Origin of the sequence: Aeromonas sp. ASNIH4, assembly GCF_002934425.1 — a bacterium.
GTDB classification, from domain to species: Bacteria; Pseudomonadota; Gammaproteobacteria; order Enterobacterales; family Aeromonadaceae; genus Aeromonas; species Aeromonas hydrophila.
This window is the reverse complement of record NZ_CP026217.1, coordinates 4,646,590-4,662,728: the sequence shown is the minus strand read 5'-3', so window position 1 is coordinate 4,662,728 and position 16,139 is coordinate 4,646,590. Positions and strand designations below refer to the sequence as shown.

Sequence of the window (16,139 nt, the reverse complement as noted above, 5' to 3'; positions counted from 1 at the left end):
GCGCAGCGGGGAAGGTCATGACCATGCTTCATCTCAGTGGCAGTTCGTTCTTGATGCCGGGCAACCTCGCCTGGCGCCCCCTGGCTGAATACGGCGAAGTGCAGGTGGCCCCCCATGGCCAGTGGTTGCAGACCCTGATGCACCAGAGCGCCGATGCCGCGGCCGAGACCCACATCATCATCTGGCTGTGGGAAGATCTGGTGCCCGCCCGGAGCCTGCAGGAGTGGGGCCGTCTGGCGCAGGATGAGCAGCTGCTGGCGGTTGCCGCCTTTGTCGACGCGCTCTGCCAGCCTCTGTTGCAGCATCTGCAGTGCCGCCCGCAGGATCATCTGCTGGTGGGGGCCTGCAGCCATGCCCCGCTTTCCGTCTATGGCCCGGCTCCTGCCGTGCTCGCCGCGCTGGCCAGTGCGTTCGAGCAGCAGATGGCCCGCCTGCGCCTGCAGCAACCCGGCCTGGACGACCTGCACCTGCCGCTCTGGCTGCAACAGCATGGCCGCCAGCACTGCTTCGATCGGCGCAACCTCTATCTGATGTCCTGCCCCTTCTCCATGGCCGGTCTGGCCAGCCTGGCGCAGTGGATGCTCCCCTTGCTGCAGCGGTTGCAGCAACCCGCCCACAAGGTGCTGGTGCTCGACTGCGACAATACCCTGTGGGGCGGCGTGGTCGGTGAAGACGGTGTCGGCGGCGTCCTGCTGGGACAGGACGGGATGGGCCGGCTCTACCAGGCCTTCCAGCAGGCGGCCAGCCACTGGCACGGACAGGGCATAGTGCTGGCGCTCTGCTCCAAGAATCTGGCGGACGATGTGTGGCGGCTGTTTGACGAGCATCCGGGCATGGTGCTGACACGGGCGCAGATCGCCGCTGCCGAAATTGGCTGGGAGCCCAAGTCCCAGGGGTTGCGGCGGCTGGCAGCCCGCCTCAATGTCGGGCTGGACAGCCTGGTCTTCTGGGATGACAGCGAGCTGGAGCGGGCCGAGGTGCAAGCCAACTGCCCCGAGGTGATGGTGATGACCCCGCCGGCTGATCTCTGGAGCTGGCCGGATGCCCTGCTGACGCTGCCGGCCCTGTGTACTCGCCACCAGAGCCGGGATGACGGCCTGCGGCAGCACTCCTATCAGGCCCAGGCCGAGGCCGAGGCGGTGCGCCGGCAACTGGGCGACGAGCACGCCTTCCTGCGGCAATTGGCGCTGCAGGCCGACTGGCAGCCGCTCTCCCCGGGCAACCAGTTGCGAGCCGAGCAGCTCAGCCAGAAGACCAATCAGTTCAACCTCTCCGGCCGCCGTTATCAGGCGGCGGAGCTGGCCCGGCTGGCCGCCGAGGGAGGCGACGTCTGGCTGGCCGGCCTGCGAGACCGATTCGCCGATCACGGCATGACGGCGCTGCTGGTGGTGCGCCCGCTCGACGAGGGCAGGGCGCTGCTGGATACCCTGGCCATCAGCTGCCGGGTGCTGGGTCGCGGCTTTGAATACTGGCTGCTGGCGCAACTGGCAAGCCATCTGCGGGCGCAAGGCGTGACCGAGCTGGTCATCAGCCTTATTGCCACCACCCGCAACCAGCCGGCGCGGGATTTTCTGGCGAGCCTGCCAACCCGGCCGATAACCACTCCAGCGGGGTTGCTGCCGCTGGCGGACGAGCTGTTCCTCAGTCTGGATCTCTGCTCTCTTTCTCTCCCGTTTTTGGAGTTCTACGCCAATGAATGACCTTATCGCGCTGGCACACCAGCAGTTCCCCCAGGCCAGCGTCAATGCACAGTCTGCCCTCGGCAGCTTTCCCGAGTGGGATTCTCTGGGTCACTTCAACCTGCTGTTGCTGGTCGAGCAGCACTATGCCGTGCGGTTCGAGCCGCACGAGCTGGCCGAGTTGAAGAGTCTGGCCGACATCCAGCAAGCTCTGCTGAGCAAAGGGGTTGCCGTGTGAAACAGGCGCTCGAGCAGGCGCTGACCGAGCTGGGGATCCCCAGAGGCGGCGCCCTGATGGTGCACTCGGATGCCATGGTGGTGGCCCAGTTTGCCGGCATGGGCAACGCCGCGGGTATCGCGGCCTTCTGGACATGCCTCGAGCAGTGGCTGGGCGGGCACCTGCTGGTGCCGACCTTCAGCTACAGCCCGATGGCGGACGAGAGCTTCGATCCGGCGCAGACCCCGAGTAAGGTGGGCTTGATGACAGAGCTGTTCCGCCAGCGTGAAGGGGTGGTGCGCACGTGGGATCCCGTCTTCAGCATGGCGATCAGCGGCCCGCAGGGGCCTGCGCTGGTGGCGCGGGAGTGTCACGACTGTTTCGGTCAGGAGAGCCCGTTCGGCTGGCTGGCGGAGCAGGATGGCTGGCTGCTGGGGCTGGGTTGCCACCCCGACCGCATCACCTTCACCCACTACGTGGAGCAGCGGCTGGCCGTCTCTTATCGCTATCACAAGATGTTTGCTGGCCGGGTGCGCGTCGATGGCCGCGTGCGGGAGTGGCAGGCGGATTACTATGTGCGCGACCTGTCGCTGGCCAGCGAAATCGACCTCTCCCGGCTGGTGGCCCTGCTGCAGGAGCGGGGCGCCTGGCGCCAGACGCTGTGCCAGCGGGTGCCGGTCTGGGCGGTGTCGTGCCGCGACTTCATTCTGGCTGCTAGCGAGTTGCTGGCGGCGGCGCCATACGCCCTGATCCGGGCGGGAGGAGAGTCCCATGCAGTTTGATCACATCGGACTGGTGGTGCCGGACTTGGCGAGCGGTGTGGCCTATTGCCGCGACGTGCTGGGGCTGAGCCGCTTCTCGGCGGCGGTGGAAGATCCGCTGCAACGGGTTTGGGTGCAGTTCGTGCACGACGAGCATGGCCTCTGCTACGAGCTGGTCGCCCCGGCCGGCGAAGAGAGCCCGGTTGCTCAGGTGCTCAAGACCCGGCGCAACGTCATCAACCACCTTGCCTATCGGGTGAACAACCTGCAGGAGAGCGCTGAACGGCTGCGCGCACGGCGCCACCTGCCCCTCGGGCCCAGCCAGCCTGCCATCGCCTTTGGCGGCGCCCACGTCCAGTTTTTCCTGAGCCCCCTTGGCCACATTGTCGAATTGATCGAGGCATCCACCCCATGAGTTTTTCACCCAAGAGTGGTTATCTGCCCACTGACTGGGACGACCAGGCACAAGTCGGTGAGCAACTGCATCGACTGCTCACCCTGCTGTTTCCGCTCAACCGCAGCCTGACCGGGGACGGGGTGCGGCAGTCGCTGGCCCTGTGGCGCGAGCACTGCCTGCCCGAGCTGCAGATCCATGAAGTGGCCAGCGGCACCGAGTGCTTCGACTGGACCGTGCCTGACGAGTGGAACGTGCGGGAGGCCTACATAGTGGGGCCGGATGGACGCAGGGTGGTGGACTTCCAGGCTCACAACCTGCATCTGGTCGGCTACTCGGAGCCGGTGCGCTGCACCCTCTCGCTGGCCGAACTGCAGCCCCATCTTCACTCTCTGCCCGAGCAGCCGGACGCCATTCCCTATGTGACCTCCTACTACAAGCGCCGCTGGGGCTTCTGTCTGCCCCATCGGCTGCGTGAGGCGCTGCCGGAGGGGGAATATCAGGTGGTGATCGATGCCACCCTGGCCCCAGGTTCGCTCACCTATGGCGACTGGGTGCTGCCGGGGGAGAGCGAGCAGGAGATCCTGCTGTCGAGCTACACCTGCCACCCCTCCATGGCCAACAACGAGCTCTCCGGCCCCTGTGTCGGGGTCTTCCTGATGGCCTGGCTGGCGTCACTGCCAACACGCCGCTACAGCTACCGACTGATGCTGGTGCCTGAAACCCTGGGGGCCATCGTCTATCTCTCCCGCCATCTGGACCAGCTCAAGCAGCGCACTCTGGCCGGGTTCAATCTGACCTGCCTTGGCGATGATCGCGGCTACTCCTTCCTGCCTTCCCGCCAAGGCAACACGCTGGCGGATCGCATCGGTCGCCATGTGCTCGGCCATCTTGCGCCGGGCTACAAAGCCTACAGCTTCCTGGAGCGGGGCTCCAACGAGCGGCAGCTGTGCGCGCCCGGCATCGATCTGCCGGTCACCTCGGTGATGCGCAGTCGATACGGCTGTTATGCCGAGTACCACACCTCGCTTGATGACCTCTCGCTGGTGACGCCGGCCGGTCTGGCGGGCGGCTTCATGGCGCTGCGCCGGGCCATCGAGTGTCTGGAGCTGGACGAGCGCTGCGAGGTCACCGTGCTGGGCGAGCCCCAGCTCGGCAAGCGGGGGCTCTACCCGGATTTGTCGACCCGCTATTCGGGCTGGCAGGTGAGGGAGATGATGAATCTGCTGGCCTACAGCGACGGCAAGCTGACCCTGTTCGAGATCGCCGAGACCATAGGGGCGCCGTTCTGGCGGGTAGAGCCGCTGGCGCGGATGCTGCTGGATGCCGGGCTGCTGCGTCGCCTCAGCCCGCAACCGGACTACTCGATCACCAGATAGGCCGGTCCCGGGTTGTGCGGGGTGCGGCGGATGGCGTAGCGATCCAGCCCCAACACCTCCTTGAGGGCCAGGGTCTCCCCCGGGAAGGCGGGCCAGTTGAGCTCATCGAATGCCAGCACCGATCCCTTGGTCAGGTGCGGCTTGATGAGCTCGAGGCAGCGGCGGGTCGGCTCATAGAGATCAAAGTCAAAATAGGCCAGCGCAACCATGGTCTCCGGCTGACGAGCCAGATAGGCCGGCAGCGTCTCGGTCACATCCCCCTTCACCAGCTCATGCTTGACGATATGGTCCAGCGGGCTTTCCGCCTCATGGGCGGCGAGCAGTTGGGCCAGATGCTGCTCATAGCCCGGCGTCACCCCGTAGGCGCCGGGCTGGATGGCGGCGTCGCTGCCATCCTGCGGGGCGTGGGAAGGGAAGCCGCTGAAGGTATCGAATCCCACCAGCTTGCGGTTGTAGTTGTAGGGTTCATACATGCCGCGAAACGAGGAGAAGAGCGCCAGGTTCTGGCCCCAGCGGGTGCCGAAATCCATGATGACGCCGTGGACCGGCACGATCTTCTGATATAGCTCGTGCATGAACAGGATGCGGGAGAGCGACTGGCGCTTGAGGTAGAGGCCCAGGTTGTTCTGCAGCTCGGCCGCGGGCAGCGGGCTGGCGTGCAGCAACTCGCTGAAGGTCTGGCGGCGTGACAGCTCCTGCTCGGAGGCGTTGGACATGGCCTTGATCATCAGTGGTCTCCTGTGGTGTCGCCGGCCGGGGTCGACAGGCAGTGCACCACTTCATATTCGAGGTAGTCGGCCAGTCCCAGCCAGTCCTGGCGCTCCTGGCACTGCAGCAGGGCGGCTACCAGTCCGGGCGGCAGGTTGCCCTGCTCGGTGAGTACCGCTTGCAGCAGTTCCGGTAATGCCTGACTGGCGGCAACCGACTGCCCCAGCCGAAACTGGTGCGCCAGGGCGGTGAGGCGGGTGATCTGGCCGTTTTTCATTGTACGTACTCCGGGTGATAGCGGCAGCCGGCGATCTCCGCCCCTTCCCGGCTGCAGTTCCAGAACTGCACCTCTGGGTGGCGTGCTATGTAGCGCTCGAGCTCGGTGCGGTAGGCGGAAAAGTTCGGATTGGTCTTGACCCGCCGGCCATGGCCGTCGAGGGCCCAGCTGAGTGCCAGCGCGGCGCTGGGGCCGAGCGCACCGTCGGCCCAGCCCGAGTGGGTGAGCTCACCGGGAAAGGCGAAGTCGGTACCCAGCAGGATGACCTGGTGGCAACCCATCTGCACGGCAAGATCCACGGTGGGATGAATGACGCTGCCGCCCGAGTGCAGCACGCCCTTGGGGAGCGTCTGCCGCAGCTGCTGATACATGGGGCTGCGGGAGTAGGCGGTCTTGCGCGGCCCCTGCCAGGCCAGCAGGGCTGCCGTGGGAACCGTGGGGTAATAGACCAGGGTGGTCTGGGCCGACTGGGCGGCGGGCAGTCGGTTGCCGTCGATGGCGTCATCGATGGTGACGACGATGTCGGGCCGGATGCCGTGGCCAAGCAAAAACGCCAGCGCGGTATCGACGCTGATCAGCAGGTAGTCCTGCCGACGGCGCTGCAACTGGGCCTGCAGGGTGGCCAGGTTGTGCTGCAGGGTCGGGCCGCTTGCCACGATCAGGGCCTGCTTGCCCTGAGCCAGACCAAACAGGGATGCCACATCGCCGTCCCCGGCCAGCAGATCGCGATTTTCGGCCAGCCGCCTAGTGACGTCGGGGTGCTCGGCGTCGAACCTGGCCCGGGCGAACGGCAAGTCTATTTCACCCACCAGCCGGTCGCGGATGCGGGCGGCGGCATCTTCCACCAGCAGCAGCTCGGGCGGCAGGGCGAAGAAGGGCAGCCGTACCTCCCCCTCGTCGCCGGCCATCATCAGCTCGACCCTGGGGTCCGTCAGCCAGTCCTGCTGATCCAGCAGCCGCAGCACCAGGGCAAACAGGGCGCCATTCATGATCTTCACTTCCAGCCGCTTGAGGCTGCTGCGCCCCAGCAGGGCGCGCGGCAAATCGCCGAGCCCGGTGCCGTAGAGGTGCAGCACCGGCTGTTCGGGCAGGCTGGCGGCCTGCAGCTCGGCTTCCTTCACCCGGTCGTGCCGGCTGGTGAGCTGGATGCCGTGGAGGCTGAGGGTGGAGCCGAGCCCTTCGGTCAGCTCGGCCGGCAGGCTTTCCACGTCCTGTGCCAGCAGGCGGGGCCAGAGGGCGGGCCAGCGCTGGCTGATGAGCCTGCCGTGCTGGTTGAAGAGATCATCATTCATCGTTGTCTATCCACTCCCAGCTCAGCGGTTGATTGGCGCTCAGGCTGCGGTTGACCCGCTTGCCGATGAGCCGATCGTAATCGGCGGGGGGCAGGCCGAGGGCGGGGCGCACCGACTTGATGTGCTCTGCGGTGAGCACCTCGCCGGCGGCCATCTCCTTGACCAGATAGAGGGAGCGGCGAAACGCACGGTTGCCCTGTTCACTGGCGGTGAGCTGGTAATCGGCCACCCCGAGGGCGGCATGAGCGGTATTGACCGAGGCCACCAGCTCGGTGAGTTCGGCCGGTTCCATGGAGAAGGCGCAATCCGGCCCGCCGTCGGCGCGGGCCAGGGTGAAGTGTTTCTCGATGAGGGTGGCCCCGAGCGCGGTGGCGGCGATGGCCGTGGCCGATCCCAAGGTGTGATCGGAGAGCCCCACCTCGACCCCGAAGCGCTGGCGCAACATGGGGATGGTACGCAGGTTGTATTCGGCCGCCGGCGCCGGATAGCCGCTGACGCAGTGCAGCAGGGCCAGCTGGCCGTTGCCGTGCTTGAACGCCATCTCGACCGCGGCGGCGATCTCGGCCTCGTTCGCCATGCCGGTGGACATGATGAGTGGCTTGCCGGTCTGGGCTGCGTAGCGGATGAGAGGCAGATCCACCAGCTCGAAGGAGGCGATCTTGTAGGCCGGGCAGTCGAGGGATTCCAGCAGATCCACCGCGCTGAAGTCGAACGGACTGCTGAAGACCGTCAGGCCCAGCTCGCGCCCTTTGGCAAACAGGGCCTGATGCCACTCCCAGGGGGTGTGCGCCCACTGGTAGAGATCGTACAGGTTGTGACCATCCCACAAGCCGCCATGGATCTGGAACTCGGGCCGGTCACTGTTGAGGGTGATGGTGTCGGGCCGGTAGGTCTGCAGCTTGACCGCACTGGCCCCGGCCTCCTTGGCGGCGGTCATGATGGCTAGTGCGCGATCCAGGTTGCCGTTGTGGTTGGCCGACAGCTCGGCGATCACATAGGGAGCCTGCGCTGGGCCGATGGATTGATGGGCGATCTGCATCTGTGTTCAGACTCCTGTGCCAAGTTGCCAGCCTTGCGGCGCCGGCTGCCAGGGGGCAGGGGGCGCTATCTGCGGTGGCTCGGCAAGATAGAGGGGAAATTGGGAGAAAATTGTCTGCAAGCGATGTGCCAGCTCTTGCCACTCCGCTGGTTGAAGTGGCCGGGCGGCCTGCCATGTCAGCCGCTGGCCGTTCAGGGTCAGGGTGAGCAGCAGTTTGCCATCATGGCGTAGTTGCCACTGCTGGCCATCTGGTAACAGCTGATAATCCGATTGTTGCAGCAACCGGGCGGTGAGCCGATCCAGCCCCAGCCCGTCCACCTGCTGCTGGCCGCGGCGGCGGTAGTCGTCTGACTGTTGTTCCAACCGTTGCAGAGCCTGCAGCAGCCGCTCAGACTCGGCCAGCTCGCTCAGGGTCAGCCGCTCGGCCAGCCGAAAGCGGGCGATCACCTGGTCGTTGAACTGCTGGTTGTCGACGATGGGCACTGCCAGGGTCGGCAGGCCGAGACAGGCCCGCTCCCAGGTCATGCCGCCGGCGGCGCCGATGGCGAAGTCGTGCCGGCTCATCAGGTCGGCCATCTGGTCGGTCTGGCGCAGCAGCACCAGGTCGAGGTCGGCCAGTTCGGCCACTCTCTGTTCCAGCTCGGGCCAGAAGGGATTGGCGCCGCCCGCCACCAGGGTCCACTGGATAGTGCAGGCCCAGGGCAGCCGTGCCAGGCTGTTGAGGGTAATGAGGCAGGCGCCGGCCGGGTCGGCACCGCCAAAGCAGATAAGCCCCCTTTGCCACCGGTCTGTATGTTGACGTGCCAACTGGCGATAGGCGGGGCGCAGCAAGGCATAGTCGGTACCCAGCAGCAGTTGGCAGCCGGCGGGGGTGAGCGGCTGGTAATCGGCGGCGCAGCGCAAGGGGCCCTGATCCAGCAGCAGCTGGCAGTGGTGCGGTCGGTCGGCCAGATCATCGATCACCAGCACGCGGCCGCAGTGGGCGGCCAGCTGTGTTTCGAGCCGCTGGTCAATCTGGTAGTGATCGACGATCAGCCAATCGGGCTGCAAGCCAGGCAACGGGCCGGCGTCATCGAGCGCGCTCAGGGGATGATGGTGATGGGGCCGCAGCAACGACAGCAGGTGCGCCGGCAGCTCGTGGCAGAGGAAGTGGCACTCGGCCCCGGCGGCGTGCAGCCGATCGGCGATGGCCAGGCAACGCATCAGGTGGCCCAGCCCTATTTCGGCGCCGGCGTCGAGCCGGAAGGCAACCTTAAACGTCATCTTGGGCCAGCACTTGATAGAGCAGTTCGGCCAGGTTCCAATCTTCCGGCGTGTCGATGTCGACCACCCTGTGCCTTGGCAGTATGTGGCCAATTCCTTCTCCCCCCACCGGGCTGATCCCCCCCAGCCAGGCCGCGCGGCTACCCCAGTAGAACTGGCCGGCATCCTGATAGGCGGGCTCCAGATCCTGAGAGCGTTTCGCCATCTGCTCCGGCCAGAACGGCGTGACCCTGCCTTGCGCGTCCATGCGCACCGCCCGCTGGATCGGGAAGCCGAATTCGGCCACCGTGTAGACGAAGGGAGCCTTGCTTGTGATCAGCCGCTGATAGGCGGCCTTCAGGTCATCGGCCTGGATCAGCGGCACGGTGGCATAGATGCAGCAGTAGTGCTCCGCCTGGATGCCGAGCTGGTCGAGCCGCTGGATGGTGTCGATCACCACAGGGGTGGTGCCGGTATGGTCATCGGCCAGCGCGGCGCCCCGCAGGAAGGGCACGTCAGCCCCGAGGCGACGGGCCACCTCGGCGATCTCCGGGTCATCGGTTGAGACCACCACCCGACTGAAACAGCCCGAGTCTCTGGCCGCCTCAATGGCGTAGGCAATCATGGGCAAGCCGCAGAAGGGACGGATGTTCTTGCGGGGAATACGCTTGCTGCCGCCCCGTGCCGGGATGATGGCGATGGCCATGATGCTCTCTCCCTGAGGAGCCCGACGTGGTCGCCGGGCCGGATAATTGATGACAACTCGTTGATTATTTTTGAGATTATACCGAGTTTTCATCTTATATTATTGAGCTTTGCTACGGAATTGCCCGGCGATGGTCGATAACATGGGCAAGTGATGGGACGTCATTGGTATTGAACATGAGTTATGGTGTCGAATTGCGCCCGCTCCAGCCCTGGGATCTGCCCACCCTGCGACGCTGGCGCAACCAGGACGAGGTGCGGTTGCAGATGGTGGAGCAGGCGCTCATCTCCCCCCGCCAGCAACGGCAGTGGTTCGTCAGCAGCCTGGAACGGCCTGACCAGCAGCACTGGGTGCTCTGGTGTCGTGGCCTGCGGGCCGGCTACGTCAACTTGAAAGGGGAGGCGCGGCAATCGCTGCAAGGGCAGCCGGTGGCCGATGCCGGCCTCTATCTGGGCCACTCCAGCGTGCGCCACCCCATGCTGGCCGTCGCCGCCGCCCTGTCACAGCTTGATCAGGGCTTCGATACCTTCGGGCTCGGCTGCATCCGCACCCTGGTGCGCACCGGCAATGACGCCGCCCTGCGCCTCAACGCGCAGCTCGGCTATCGCCAACAGGGGCAACAGGGCGACTTCATCGCCCTCGAACTGCAGCCCGCCGACTATTATGCCGCCCGAGAACGGCTACGGAGATTTTTCAGATGACTACAGCGTTGGAACAGGTTTTTGCCGATGCCCTCGGCATCGACGTCGGCAGCGTCAGCGACCAGCTGGCCTACAACAGCATTCCCCAGTGGGACTCTGTCGCCCACATGGGCCTGATCGCCCAGCTGGAGGACTGCTACGGCGTGCTGCTCGATACCGATGACATCATCGACATGAGCTCGGTCGCCAAGGCGCGGGAGATCCTCGTCAAGTACGGGGTCGCCCTCTGATGCAGGGGCTGCTGCAAGGCAAGCGGGTGTTGATCACCGGCGCCGGGCGCGGCATCGGGCTCGCCATTGCCCGGCTGTTTGCCGCGCAGGGGGCCGAGCTGTGGCTGGCGGGGCGCGACGAGGCGGCCCTGAGCCGGCTGGCCGATGAACTCGGCGCCGAGTTCGGCGTGCCTTGTCAGCCGCTCTGTGTCGACGTGGCGCAGCCGCAGGCGGTCAAGCAGGCCTTTCAGCAGCTGTTTGCCCAGACGCGCCAGCTGGACGTGCTGGTCAACAATGCCGGCATGCTGGAAGAGGGGCTGCTCGGCATGGTCAATCAGGCCCAGCTGGAGCAGACCTTCAGTCACAACACCTTCAGCGTGGTCTATTGCAGCCAGTATGCCGCCCGCCTGATGCAGCGCAGCGGTGGCGGCAGCATCATCAATTTGGCCTCCCTGATGGGGCGGGTGGGTGCGGCCGGGCTTTGCAGCTATGCCGGCAGCAAGGCGGCGGTGATCGGCATCACCCAGTCGCTGGCCAAGGAGCTGGCCGCCAGCCGGATCCGCGTCAATGCCATCGCCCCCGGCTTCATCGACACCGAGATGGCCCACGCAATCCCGGACGACAAGTTTGCCGAGCGGCTCGCCAGCATCGCCATGGGGCGCATCGGCACGCCGGACGAAGTGGCCGGGGTGGCGCTGTTCCTCGCTTCCGACCTGGCAAGCTATGTGACCGGCCAGGTCATCGGCGTGGATGGAGGCATGACGGTCTGATGGATCACGCGCACGCACTGCTCAGCCACCTGCGGGAAGACAACCCGTTACCGGCCTGGCGTGACCCGCAAGAGGGCTGGCTCTCCTACGGCGAGCTGGCACGGCGGCTGGCGCGGCTGGCTGCCGGCTATCCGGACGAGCGCAGCCTGGTCTATCTGCCCTTTTTCACCCGCACCACCCACCTGCTGCACTATCTGGCTGCGCTCAAGCTGGGGCATGTCGTGATGCTGGCAGATCCCGCCCTCCCAGCGAGTCAGCACGATGCCAGCTGCCGGCAGTTTGGCGTGAGCTGGCGGGTCAATGACGCTGGCCAGCTGGAGCGGCTCGCCGCGACGACGCCCACCCTGCACCCGGAACTGTCAGTATTGCTGCCGACTTCGGGCAGCACCGGCAGCGCCAAGTGGGTGCGGCTGTCGGGGCGCAATCTGGCAGCCAACGCCGCCTCCATCGCCGACTATCTGGCGCTGACGGCGGCCGAGCGGGCCATCACCAGCCTGCCGCTGTACTACTCCTACGGCTTGTCGGTGCTCAACAGCCATCTGCTGGTGGGCGCCTCTCTGGTGCAGCACGAGGGGAGCGTGCTGGAGCGCGACTTCTGGCAGCAGGTCGATCTGCACGGCGTGAGCAGCTTTGCCGGGGTGCCCTTTACCTATCAGATGCTGGCTCGGCTGCGCTTTGACTGGGCCCGCTACCCCTCTTTGCAGACCCTGACCCAGGCGGGCGGGCGTCTCGAACCCGCGCTGGCGCAGCAGTTTGCCGAGCAGGCCCTGCGGCTGGAGCGGCGCTTCTTCGTCATGTACGGCCAGACCGAGGCCACCGCTCGCATGGCCTGGCTGGCGGCGCCAGAGGTGGCCGCCCATCCGGATGCCATCGGCCGCGCCATTCCCGGCGGCCAGTTCGCTTTGCGCGCGCTGGAGGGGGGCAAGCCCGGGGAGGGGGAGCTGGTCTATCGCGGCGACAACGTCATGCTGGGCTACGCCGGCACGGCCGAGGATCTGGCGCTGGGTGCCCAGCTGCAGGAGCTGGCCACCGGCGATCTGGCCCGTTGTGACGGGGCGGGCCGCTACTACATCTGCGGCCGGCTCAGCCGTTTTCTCAAGCTGTTCGGCAAGCGGGTCAGCCTGGCGGAGGTCGAGAGCCAGCTCCATCGTTGGGGCTGGACGGGGGCCTGCGGCGGGCGTGACGACTGCCTGCTGGTGGCCGTCGAACCCTGTAGTGACCAGACGGCCGACGGCTTGCAGCGCGAGCTGGCGCAGTGGCTGCAGGCCCCGCCGCGGGCGGTGCAGGTGGTGCAGGTGACACAACTGCCGCGCACCGCCAATCACAAGATTGACTACGCCGCTCTGGCCAGACTGGCGGGGGAAGCGTGATGGAGCACTTGCTGAGCGCGCCGGTCTTCGCCCTGCCCCAGGCCGCCAAACAGGCGCTGCTGCTGGCGCGGCTCAACGCGCTGACAGCGCATCATCGGGCGCACTGCACGGCCTATGACAATGTGCTGCAAGCCTTCGGCTGGACGGCCGCGGCGACCGACTACTGTGCGCTGCCCTATCTGGCGGCCCGGCTGTTCAAACTGGCCCAATGGCAGAGCGTGCCGCAGAGCGAGGTGTTCAAGGTGCTCACCTCGTCGGGCACCACGGGCTCGCCATCACGGATCGTGTTGGACAGGGAGACCGCCGCCCTGCAGAGCAAGGTGCTGGTGAAGATCCTGCAGGAGTTTGTCGGCAAGCAGCGCCTGCCCATGCTGCTGGTGGAGCAGCCCGCCCTCATCCAGAACCGCAGCGGCTTTTCGGCGCGCGGTGCGGGCGCGCTGGGGCTCTCCTTCCTCGGTCGTGACCACACCTATGCCCTCGACGAGCAGATGAGGCCCAATTGGCCGGTGATAGAGGCTTTTTGTGACAAATATGCCGGCCAGCCGGTGCTGCTGTTCGGCTTCACCTTCATGGTCTGGCAATGCCTGCTGGAGCCGCTGCGCGCGCGCGGCCTGCAATTGCCGCTGACACAGGGCATTTTGTTTCACAGCGGCGGCTGGAAGAAGCTGCAGCACCTGGCGGTGGACAATCCTGCCTTCAAGGCCCGTTGCCGCGAACTGCTGGGGCTGGGCCGGGTGCACAACTTCTACGGCATGGTGGAGCAGGTGGGTTCCATCTTCGTCGAGTGCGAGCAGGGTCACCTGCATGCTCCCGTGTTTGCCGATGTACAGGTGCGTGATCCGCTCACCCATCAGCCGCTCGGGATTGGCAGCCCAGGCCTGCTGCAGGTGCTTTCCGCCATTCCCGGCAGTTATCCCGGCCACAGCCTGCTGAGCGAGGATCTTGGCGTGCTGCTGGGAGAGGATGACTGCCCTTGTGGCCGCCATGGCCGTTATTTTCACGTAGCGGGACGCCAGCACGGCGCCGAGGTGAGGGGATGCAGCGACACCTTCCAATGACCCCGCCCGGGGTGACCACCGGGCTCTGGCAGGAGGGGCCGGCGGTCGGCTTCGTGGCACCGGCGGCGAGCTGGCAGACTTTCTGCCCGCAGCCCTTGCCCTGCTTTGCCCCCGTCATCTGCGACTTCGTGGCGGCGCTGTCGACCCGCCTGCAACAGGAGGGGCGTCGTCACCCCGATCTGGCCGCGTTCGGTTTCTGGCTGCGGCCGCGCCAGCTGGCCAGAGAACAGCAGCGTTTGCAGGGACGAGGGCCGCTGGGGGTCACTTTTCACCTGGTGCCCTCCAACGTGCCGACGGTGGCCTTCTACTCCTGGCTGGTGGCTCTGCTGATGGGCAACCCCTGCGTGGTGCGGCTGTCGTCACGCCGCGATCCGCAGCAGGAGGCCATGCTGGCGATCCTCAACGAATTGTTCAACCTCGGTGAATGGCAAGAGATCGCAGCCCGTACCCGTTTCATTCGCTATGACCACGACGAGGGCATCACAACCAGGCTGTCGGCGCGCTGCCGGCTGCGCATCATCTGGGGCGGCGACGAGACTATTCGCCAGGTGCGGGCCATTCCCCTGGCCCCCATGGCACAGGAAGTGGTGTTTCCGGATCGCCGCTCGATGGCGGTGCTCGACAGCCGCTGGCTGGCCGGACTAGATCCGCAAGAGTGGCAACGGACGCTGGATGCCTTGCAGCAGGACTGCACCCGTTTCAATCAGCAGGCCTGCGCCTCGCCGACCACCCTCTGCTGGCTGGGTGAACCCGACGAGGGACTGCGCCGCCGCTTGCTGGAAACCCTGTTTGCTCCCTTTGCCGCCGATCCCGCCCTGGCGATGGAACGACTCATCCACAGTCAACAAAATGCCGCCGAGCAGGGGGCAATGAAGGTGACCAGCTTGCCCGGCGTCACCTTATTGACTCCGACCCGCACGCTGCGGCTCGCACACGTCGGAGGAGGTACAGTTGCCGAATTTGTGGCCGATACCCTGAATGAGCTGTTGGCACAGCCCTGGGACATGCAGACCTGCGTCTGGGTCGGCGGTGACAGGGGCGGGGTCGAAGCGGCGCTGCCGACTGCCCCCACCTGCCGGATTGACCGGGTGGTGGCGCCGGGACAGGCGCTCGCATTCGAATGGCACTGGGATGGCATCGACATGCTGCAACTGTGCAGTCGTGGCCTCAGCCGACGTGAATAATCGGGTGTAGCTCACATAAATCCAGCAGCTTCAATGGATTAGCTTGGTCAGGCATACCTCTTGCAGTAAAACCTGACAGAGAGGGAGAAGGGTTGACAGGGACCGTGCGGTAGCCTTGCCCATTTTCTCCCATCTGCTTCTTTTCTATTCATTTTCCCTTGGATTTCCCTATGAAAGTCAGCGTATTGGTGCCCGTCTACAATCTGGCGCGCTTCATCGAACCCTGCCTGCTCAGCCTGCTCGAGCAGCAGACGGATTTCGAGTTCGAAGTGATCGCCATCGATGACGGCTCTAGTGATGACTCCTGGTCCATCATGCAACGGCTGGCACGGCAGTGGCCGGCCCTGAGGGCCCTGCAAAACGAACAGAACATGGGGCTGGCCAGAACCCAGAAGCGGCTGCTTGGTGAAGCACAAGGGGCCTACCTTGCCTATGTGGATGGCGACGACCTGGCCTTGCCGGGCAAGCTGCAGCGTCAGGCCGACTATCTGGACGCGCACCCCGGCTGCACGCTTTGCTATCACGAGGCGGAGATGTTTGATGATGAGACCGATGCGCGCATCAAGCTCTTCACCCGTGATTACTACAATGCCCGTTACCTCGAACCCGTGATGACGCGGGAGGCGCTGATCCGCTTCGGGGTCTTCGTCAATGCCAGCTCCATCATGTTCCGTCGTTATGACGGCATGGCTGATGCCATCGATGAGGGGTGCAAGATCATTCTCGATTACCCCTGGCACATCCTGAATCTCTCCTTCAATCCGGGCACCCTGGATTTCGTCCCCGAGCTGTTGGGGCGTTATCGCTTCCATACCCAGAGCTTCGGCGGGCAGACCCGCCAGTCGGCAGAACGCCGTGAACAGTCGCTGCGCGACCTGCTGCGCGCCTGTGACAATGCGGCTGCGTTTGGCGCGGACCCGGTGATCATTGCCCAGGGGCGTGCCCATCACTACTACTCTGCCGCGCTCTATTTTTTGCGGCAGGATGATGTCACCCGCTTCACACAGCTCATCGAGCAGTCGGCTGTAGAGGTTGCGGAGTTGGCACCCGGTTGGTTTTTCGACGAGCGCCATCAGCTGGCGTGGGCGCAGCGAGCCCATCCTGCCCGGGTCATGCAACAACTGTTTGGAGAAGCGGCGTGAGTTATCAGGCA

The 16,139-nt window shown here is 65.6% G+C and carries 18 protein-coding genes; 12 read left to right on the top strand and 6 right to left on the bottom strand.

All coding sequences use genetic code 11. The annotated features are described in order from the left end of the window. The first annotated feature begins 17 nt into the window (after positions 1 to 17). The 5 genes from C2U40_RS21905 to C2U40_RS21885 are packed head-to-tail and all read left to right on the top strand — an operon-like array spanning position 18 to position 4,430. Positions 18 to 1,700 (top strand): HAD-IIIC family phosphatase, encoded by a 1,683-nt coding sequence (locus C2U40_RS21905; RefSeq protein WP_181014785.1) that lies wholly within the window; start codon positions 18 to 20, stop codon positions 1,698 to 1,700. Next, positions 1,693 to 1,917, top strand: coding sequence for an acyl carrier protein (locus C2U40_RS21900; RefSeq protein WP_103827648.1), 225 nt, complete (start codon positions 1,693 to 1,695; stop codon positions 1,915 to 1,917). Before C2U40_RS21905 ends, C2U40_RS21900 begins: the two co-directional genes overlap by 8 nt. Further along, complete coding sequence (locus C2U40_RS21895; RefSeq protein ID WP_103827647.1) at positions 1,914 to 2,678, top strand: AAC(3) family N-acetyltransferase; 765 nt, start codon at positions 1,914 to 1,916, stop codon at positions 2,676 to 2,678. The genes C2U40_RS21900 and C2U40_RS21895 overlap by 4 nt, the downstream gene beginning before the upstream one ends. Continuing rightward, positions 2,668 to 3,072 (top strand): VOC family protein, encoded by a 405-nt coding sequence (locus C2U40_RS21890; protein ID WP_103827646.1) that lies wholly within the window; start codon positions 2,668 to 2,670, stop codon positions 3,070 to 3,072. The genes C2U40_RS21895 and C2U40_RS21890 overlap by 11 nt, the downstream gene beginning before the upstream one ends. Further along, entirely contained in the window at positions 3,069 to 4,430 is a 1,362-nt protein-coding gene (locus C2U40_RS21885) for a DUF4910 domain-containing protein (protein WP_103827645.1), read from the top strand. Before C2U40_RS21890 ends, C2U40_RS21885 begins: the two co-directional genes overlap by 4 nt. Here the strand turns inward: C2U40_RS21885 and C2U40_RS21880 are convergent. From C2U40_RS21880 to pseF, 6 genes are read right to left on the bottom strand one after another with little or no spacing between them, the layout of a single operon-like run. Beyond that, a complete protein-coding gene (locus C2U40_RS21880) occupies positions 4,412 to 5,158 on the bottom strand; it encodes a crotonobetainyl-CoA--carnitine CoA-transferase (protein ID WP_017779498.1) in 747 nt (248 codons plus the stop codon). The genes C2U40_RS21885 and C2U40_RS21880 overlap by 19 nt on opposite strands. After that, complete coding sequence (locus tag C2U40_RS21875; RefSeq protein WP_103827644.1) at positions 5,158 to 5,415, bottom strand: hypothetical protein; 258 nt, start codon at positions 5,413 to 5,415, stop codon at positions 5,158 to 5,160. Before C2U40_RS21875 ends, C2U40_RS21880 begins: the two co-directional genes overlap by 1 nt. Beyond that, positions 5,412 to 6,707 (bottom strand): motility associated factor glycosyltransferase family protein, encoded by a 1,296-nt coding sequence (locus C2U40_RS21870; protein ID WP_103827643.1) that lies wholly within the window; start codon positions 6,705 to 6,707, stop codon positions 5,412 to 5,414. The genes C2U40_RS21875 and C2U40_RS21870 overlap by 4 nt, the downstream gene beginning before the upstream one ends. Continuing rightward, entirely contained in the window at positions 6,700 to 7,746 is a 1,047-nt protein-coding gene (pseI, locus tag C2U40_RS21865) for a pseudaminic acid synthase (protein WP_103827642.1), read from the bottom strand. Before pseI ends, C2U40_RS21870 begins: the two co-directional genes overlap by 8 nt. 6 nt (positions 7,747 to 7,752) lie before the next feature. Next, complete coding sequence (gene pseG, locus C2U40_RS21860) at positions 7,753 to 9,009, bottom strand: UDP-2,4-diacetamido-2,4,6-trideoxy-beta-L-altropyranose hydrolase (RefSeq protein ID WP_103827641.1); 1,257 nt, start codon at positions 9,007 to 9,009, stop codon at positions 7,753 to 7,755. Beyond that, the gene (gene pseF / locus C2U40_RS21855; RefSeq protein ID WP_103827640.1) at positions 8,999 to 9,694 is read right to left on the bottom strand and encodes a pseudaminic acid cytidylyltransferase; all 696 of its coding nucleotides are present in this window, start codon (positions 9,692 to 9,694) and stop codon (positions 8,999 to 9,001) included. Before pseF ends, pseG begins: the two co-directional genes overlap by 11 nt. A 164-nt stretch (positions 9,695 to 9,858) precedes the next feature. On the opposite strand from pseF, the gene C2U40_RS21850 reads away from it, so the two are divergent. The 7 genes from C2U40_RS21850 to C2U40_RS21820 all read left to right on the top strand — a co-directional run bounded on the left by C2U40_RS21850 (position 9,859) and on the right by C2U40_RS21820 (position 16,128). Next, entirely contained in the window at positions 9,859 to 10,395 is a 537-nt protein-coding gene (locus tag C2U40_RS21850; protein WP_103827639.1) for a GNAT family N-acetyltransferase, read from the top strand. Then, entirely contained in the window at positions 10,392 to 10,625 is a 234-nt protein-coding gene (locus C2U40_RS21845; RefSeq protein ID WP_103827638.1) for an acyl carrier protein, read from the top strand. Before C2U40_RS21850 ends, C2U40_RS21845 begins: the two co-directional genes overlap by 4 nt. Further along, positions 10,625 to 11,374 (top strand): SDR family NAD(P)-dependent oxidoreductase, encoded by a 750-nt coding sequence (locus tag C2U40_RS21840; RefSeq protein ID WP_103827637.1) that lies wholly within the window; start codon positions 10,625 to 10,627, stop codon positions 11,372 to 11,374. Before C2U40_RS21845 ends, C2U40_RS21840 begins: the two co-directional genes overlap by 1 nt. Beyond that, on the top strand, positions 11,374 to 12,744 hold the full coding sequence (locus C2U40_RS21835) for an AMP-binding protein (RefSeq protein WP_103827636.1): 1,371 nt from the start codon (positions 11,374 to 11,376) through the stop codon (positions 12,742 to 12,744). Before C2U40_RS21840 ends, C2U40_RS21835 begins: the two co-directional genes overlap by 1 nt. Further along, positions 12,744 to 13,802, top strand: a complete 1,059-nt coding sequence (locus tag C2U40_RS21830; protein ID WP_103827635.1) for a LuxE/PaaK family acyltransferase — start codon at positions 12,744 to 12,746, stop codon at positions 13,800 to 13,802. Before C2U40_RS21835 ends, C2U40_RS21830 begins: the two co-directional genes overlap by 1 nt. Further along, positions 13,799 to 14,986, top strand: coding sequence for an acyl-CoA reductase (locus C2U40_RS21825; protein ID WP_103827634.1), 1,188 nt, complete (start codon positions 13,799 to 13,801; stop codon positions 14,984 to 14,986). The genes C2U40_RS21830 and C2U40_RS21825 overlap by 4 nt, the downstream gene beginning before the upstream one ends. A 158-nt stretch (positions 14,987 to 15,144) precedes the next feature. Next, positions 15,145 to 16,128 (top strand): glycosyltransferase family 2 protein, encoded by a 984-nt coding sequence (locus tag C2U40_RS21820; RefSeq protein ID WP_103827633.1) that lies wholly within the window; start codon positions 15,145 to 15,147, stop codon positions 16,126 to 16,128. Positions 16,129 to 16,139: the final 11 nt, after the last annotated feature.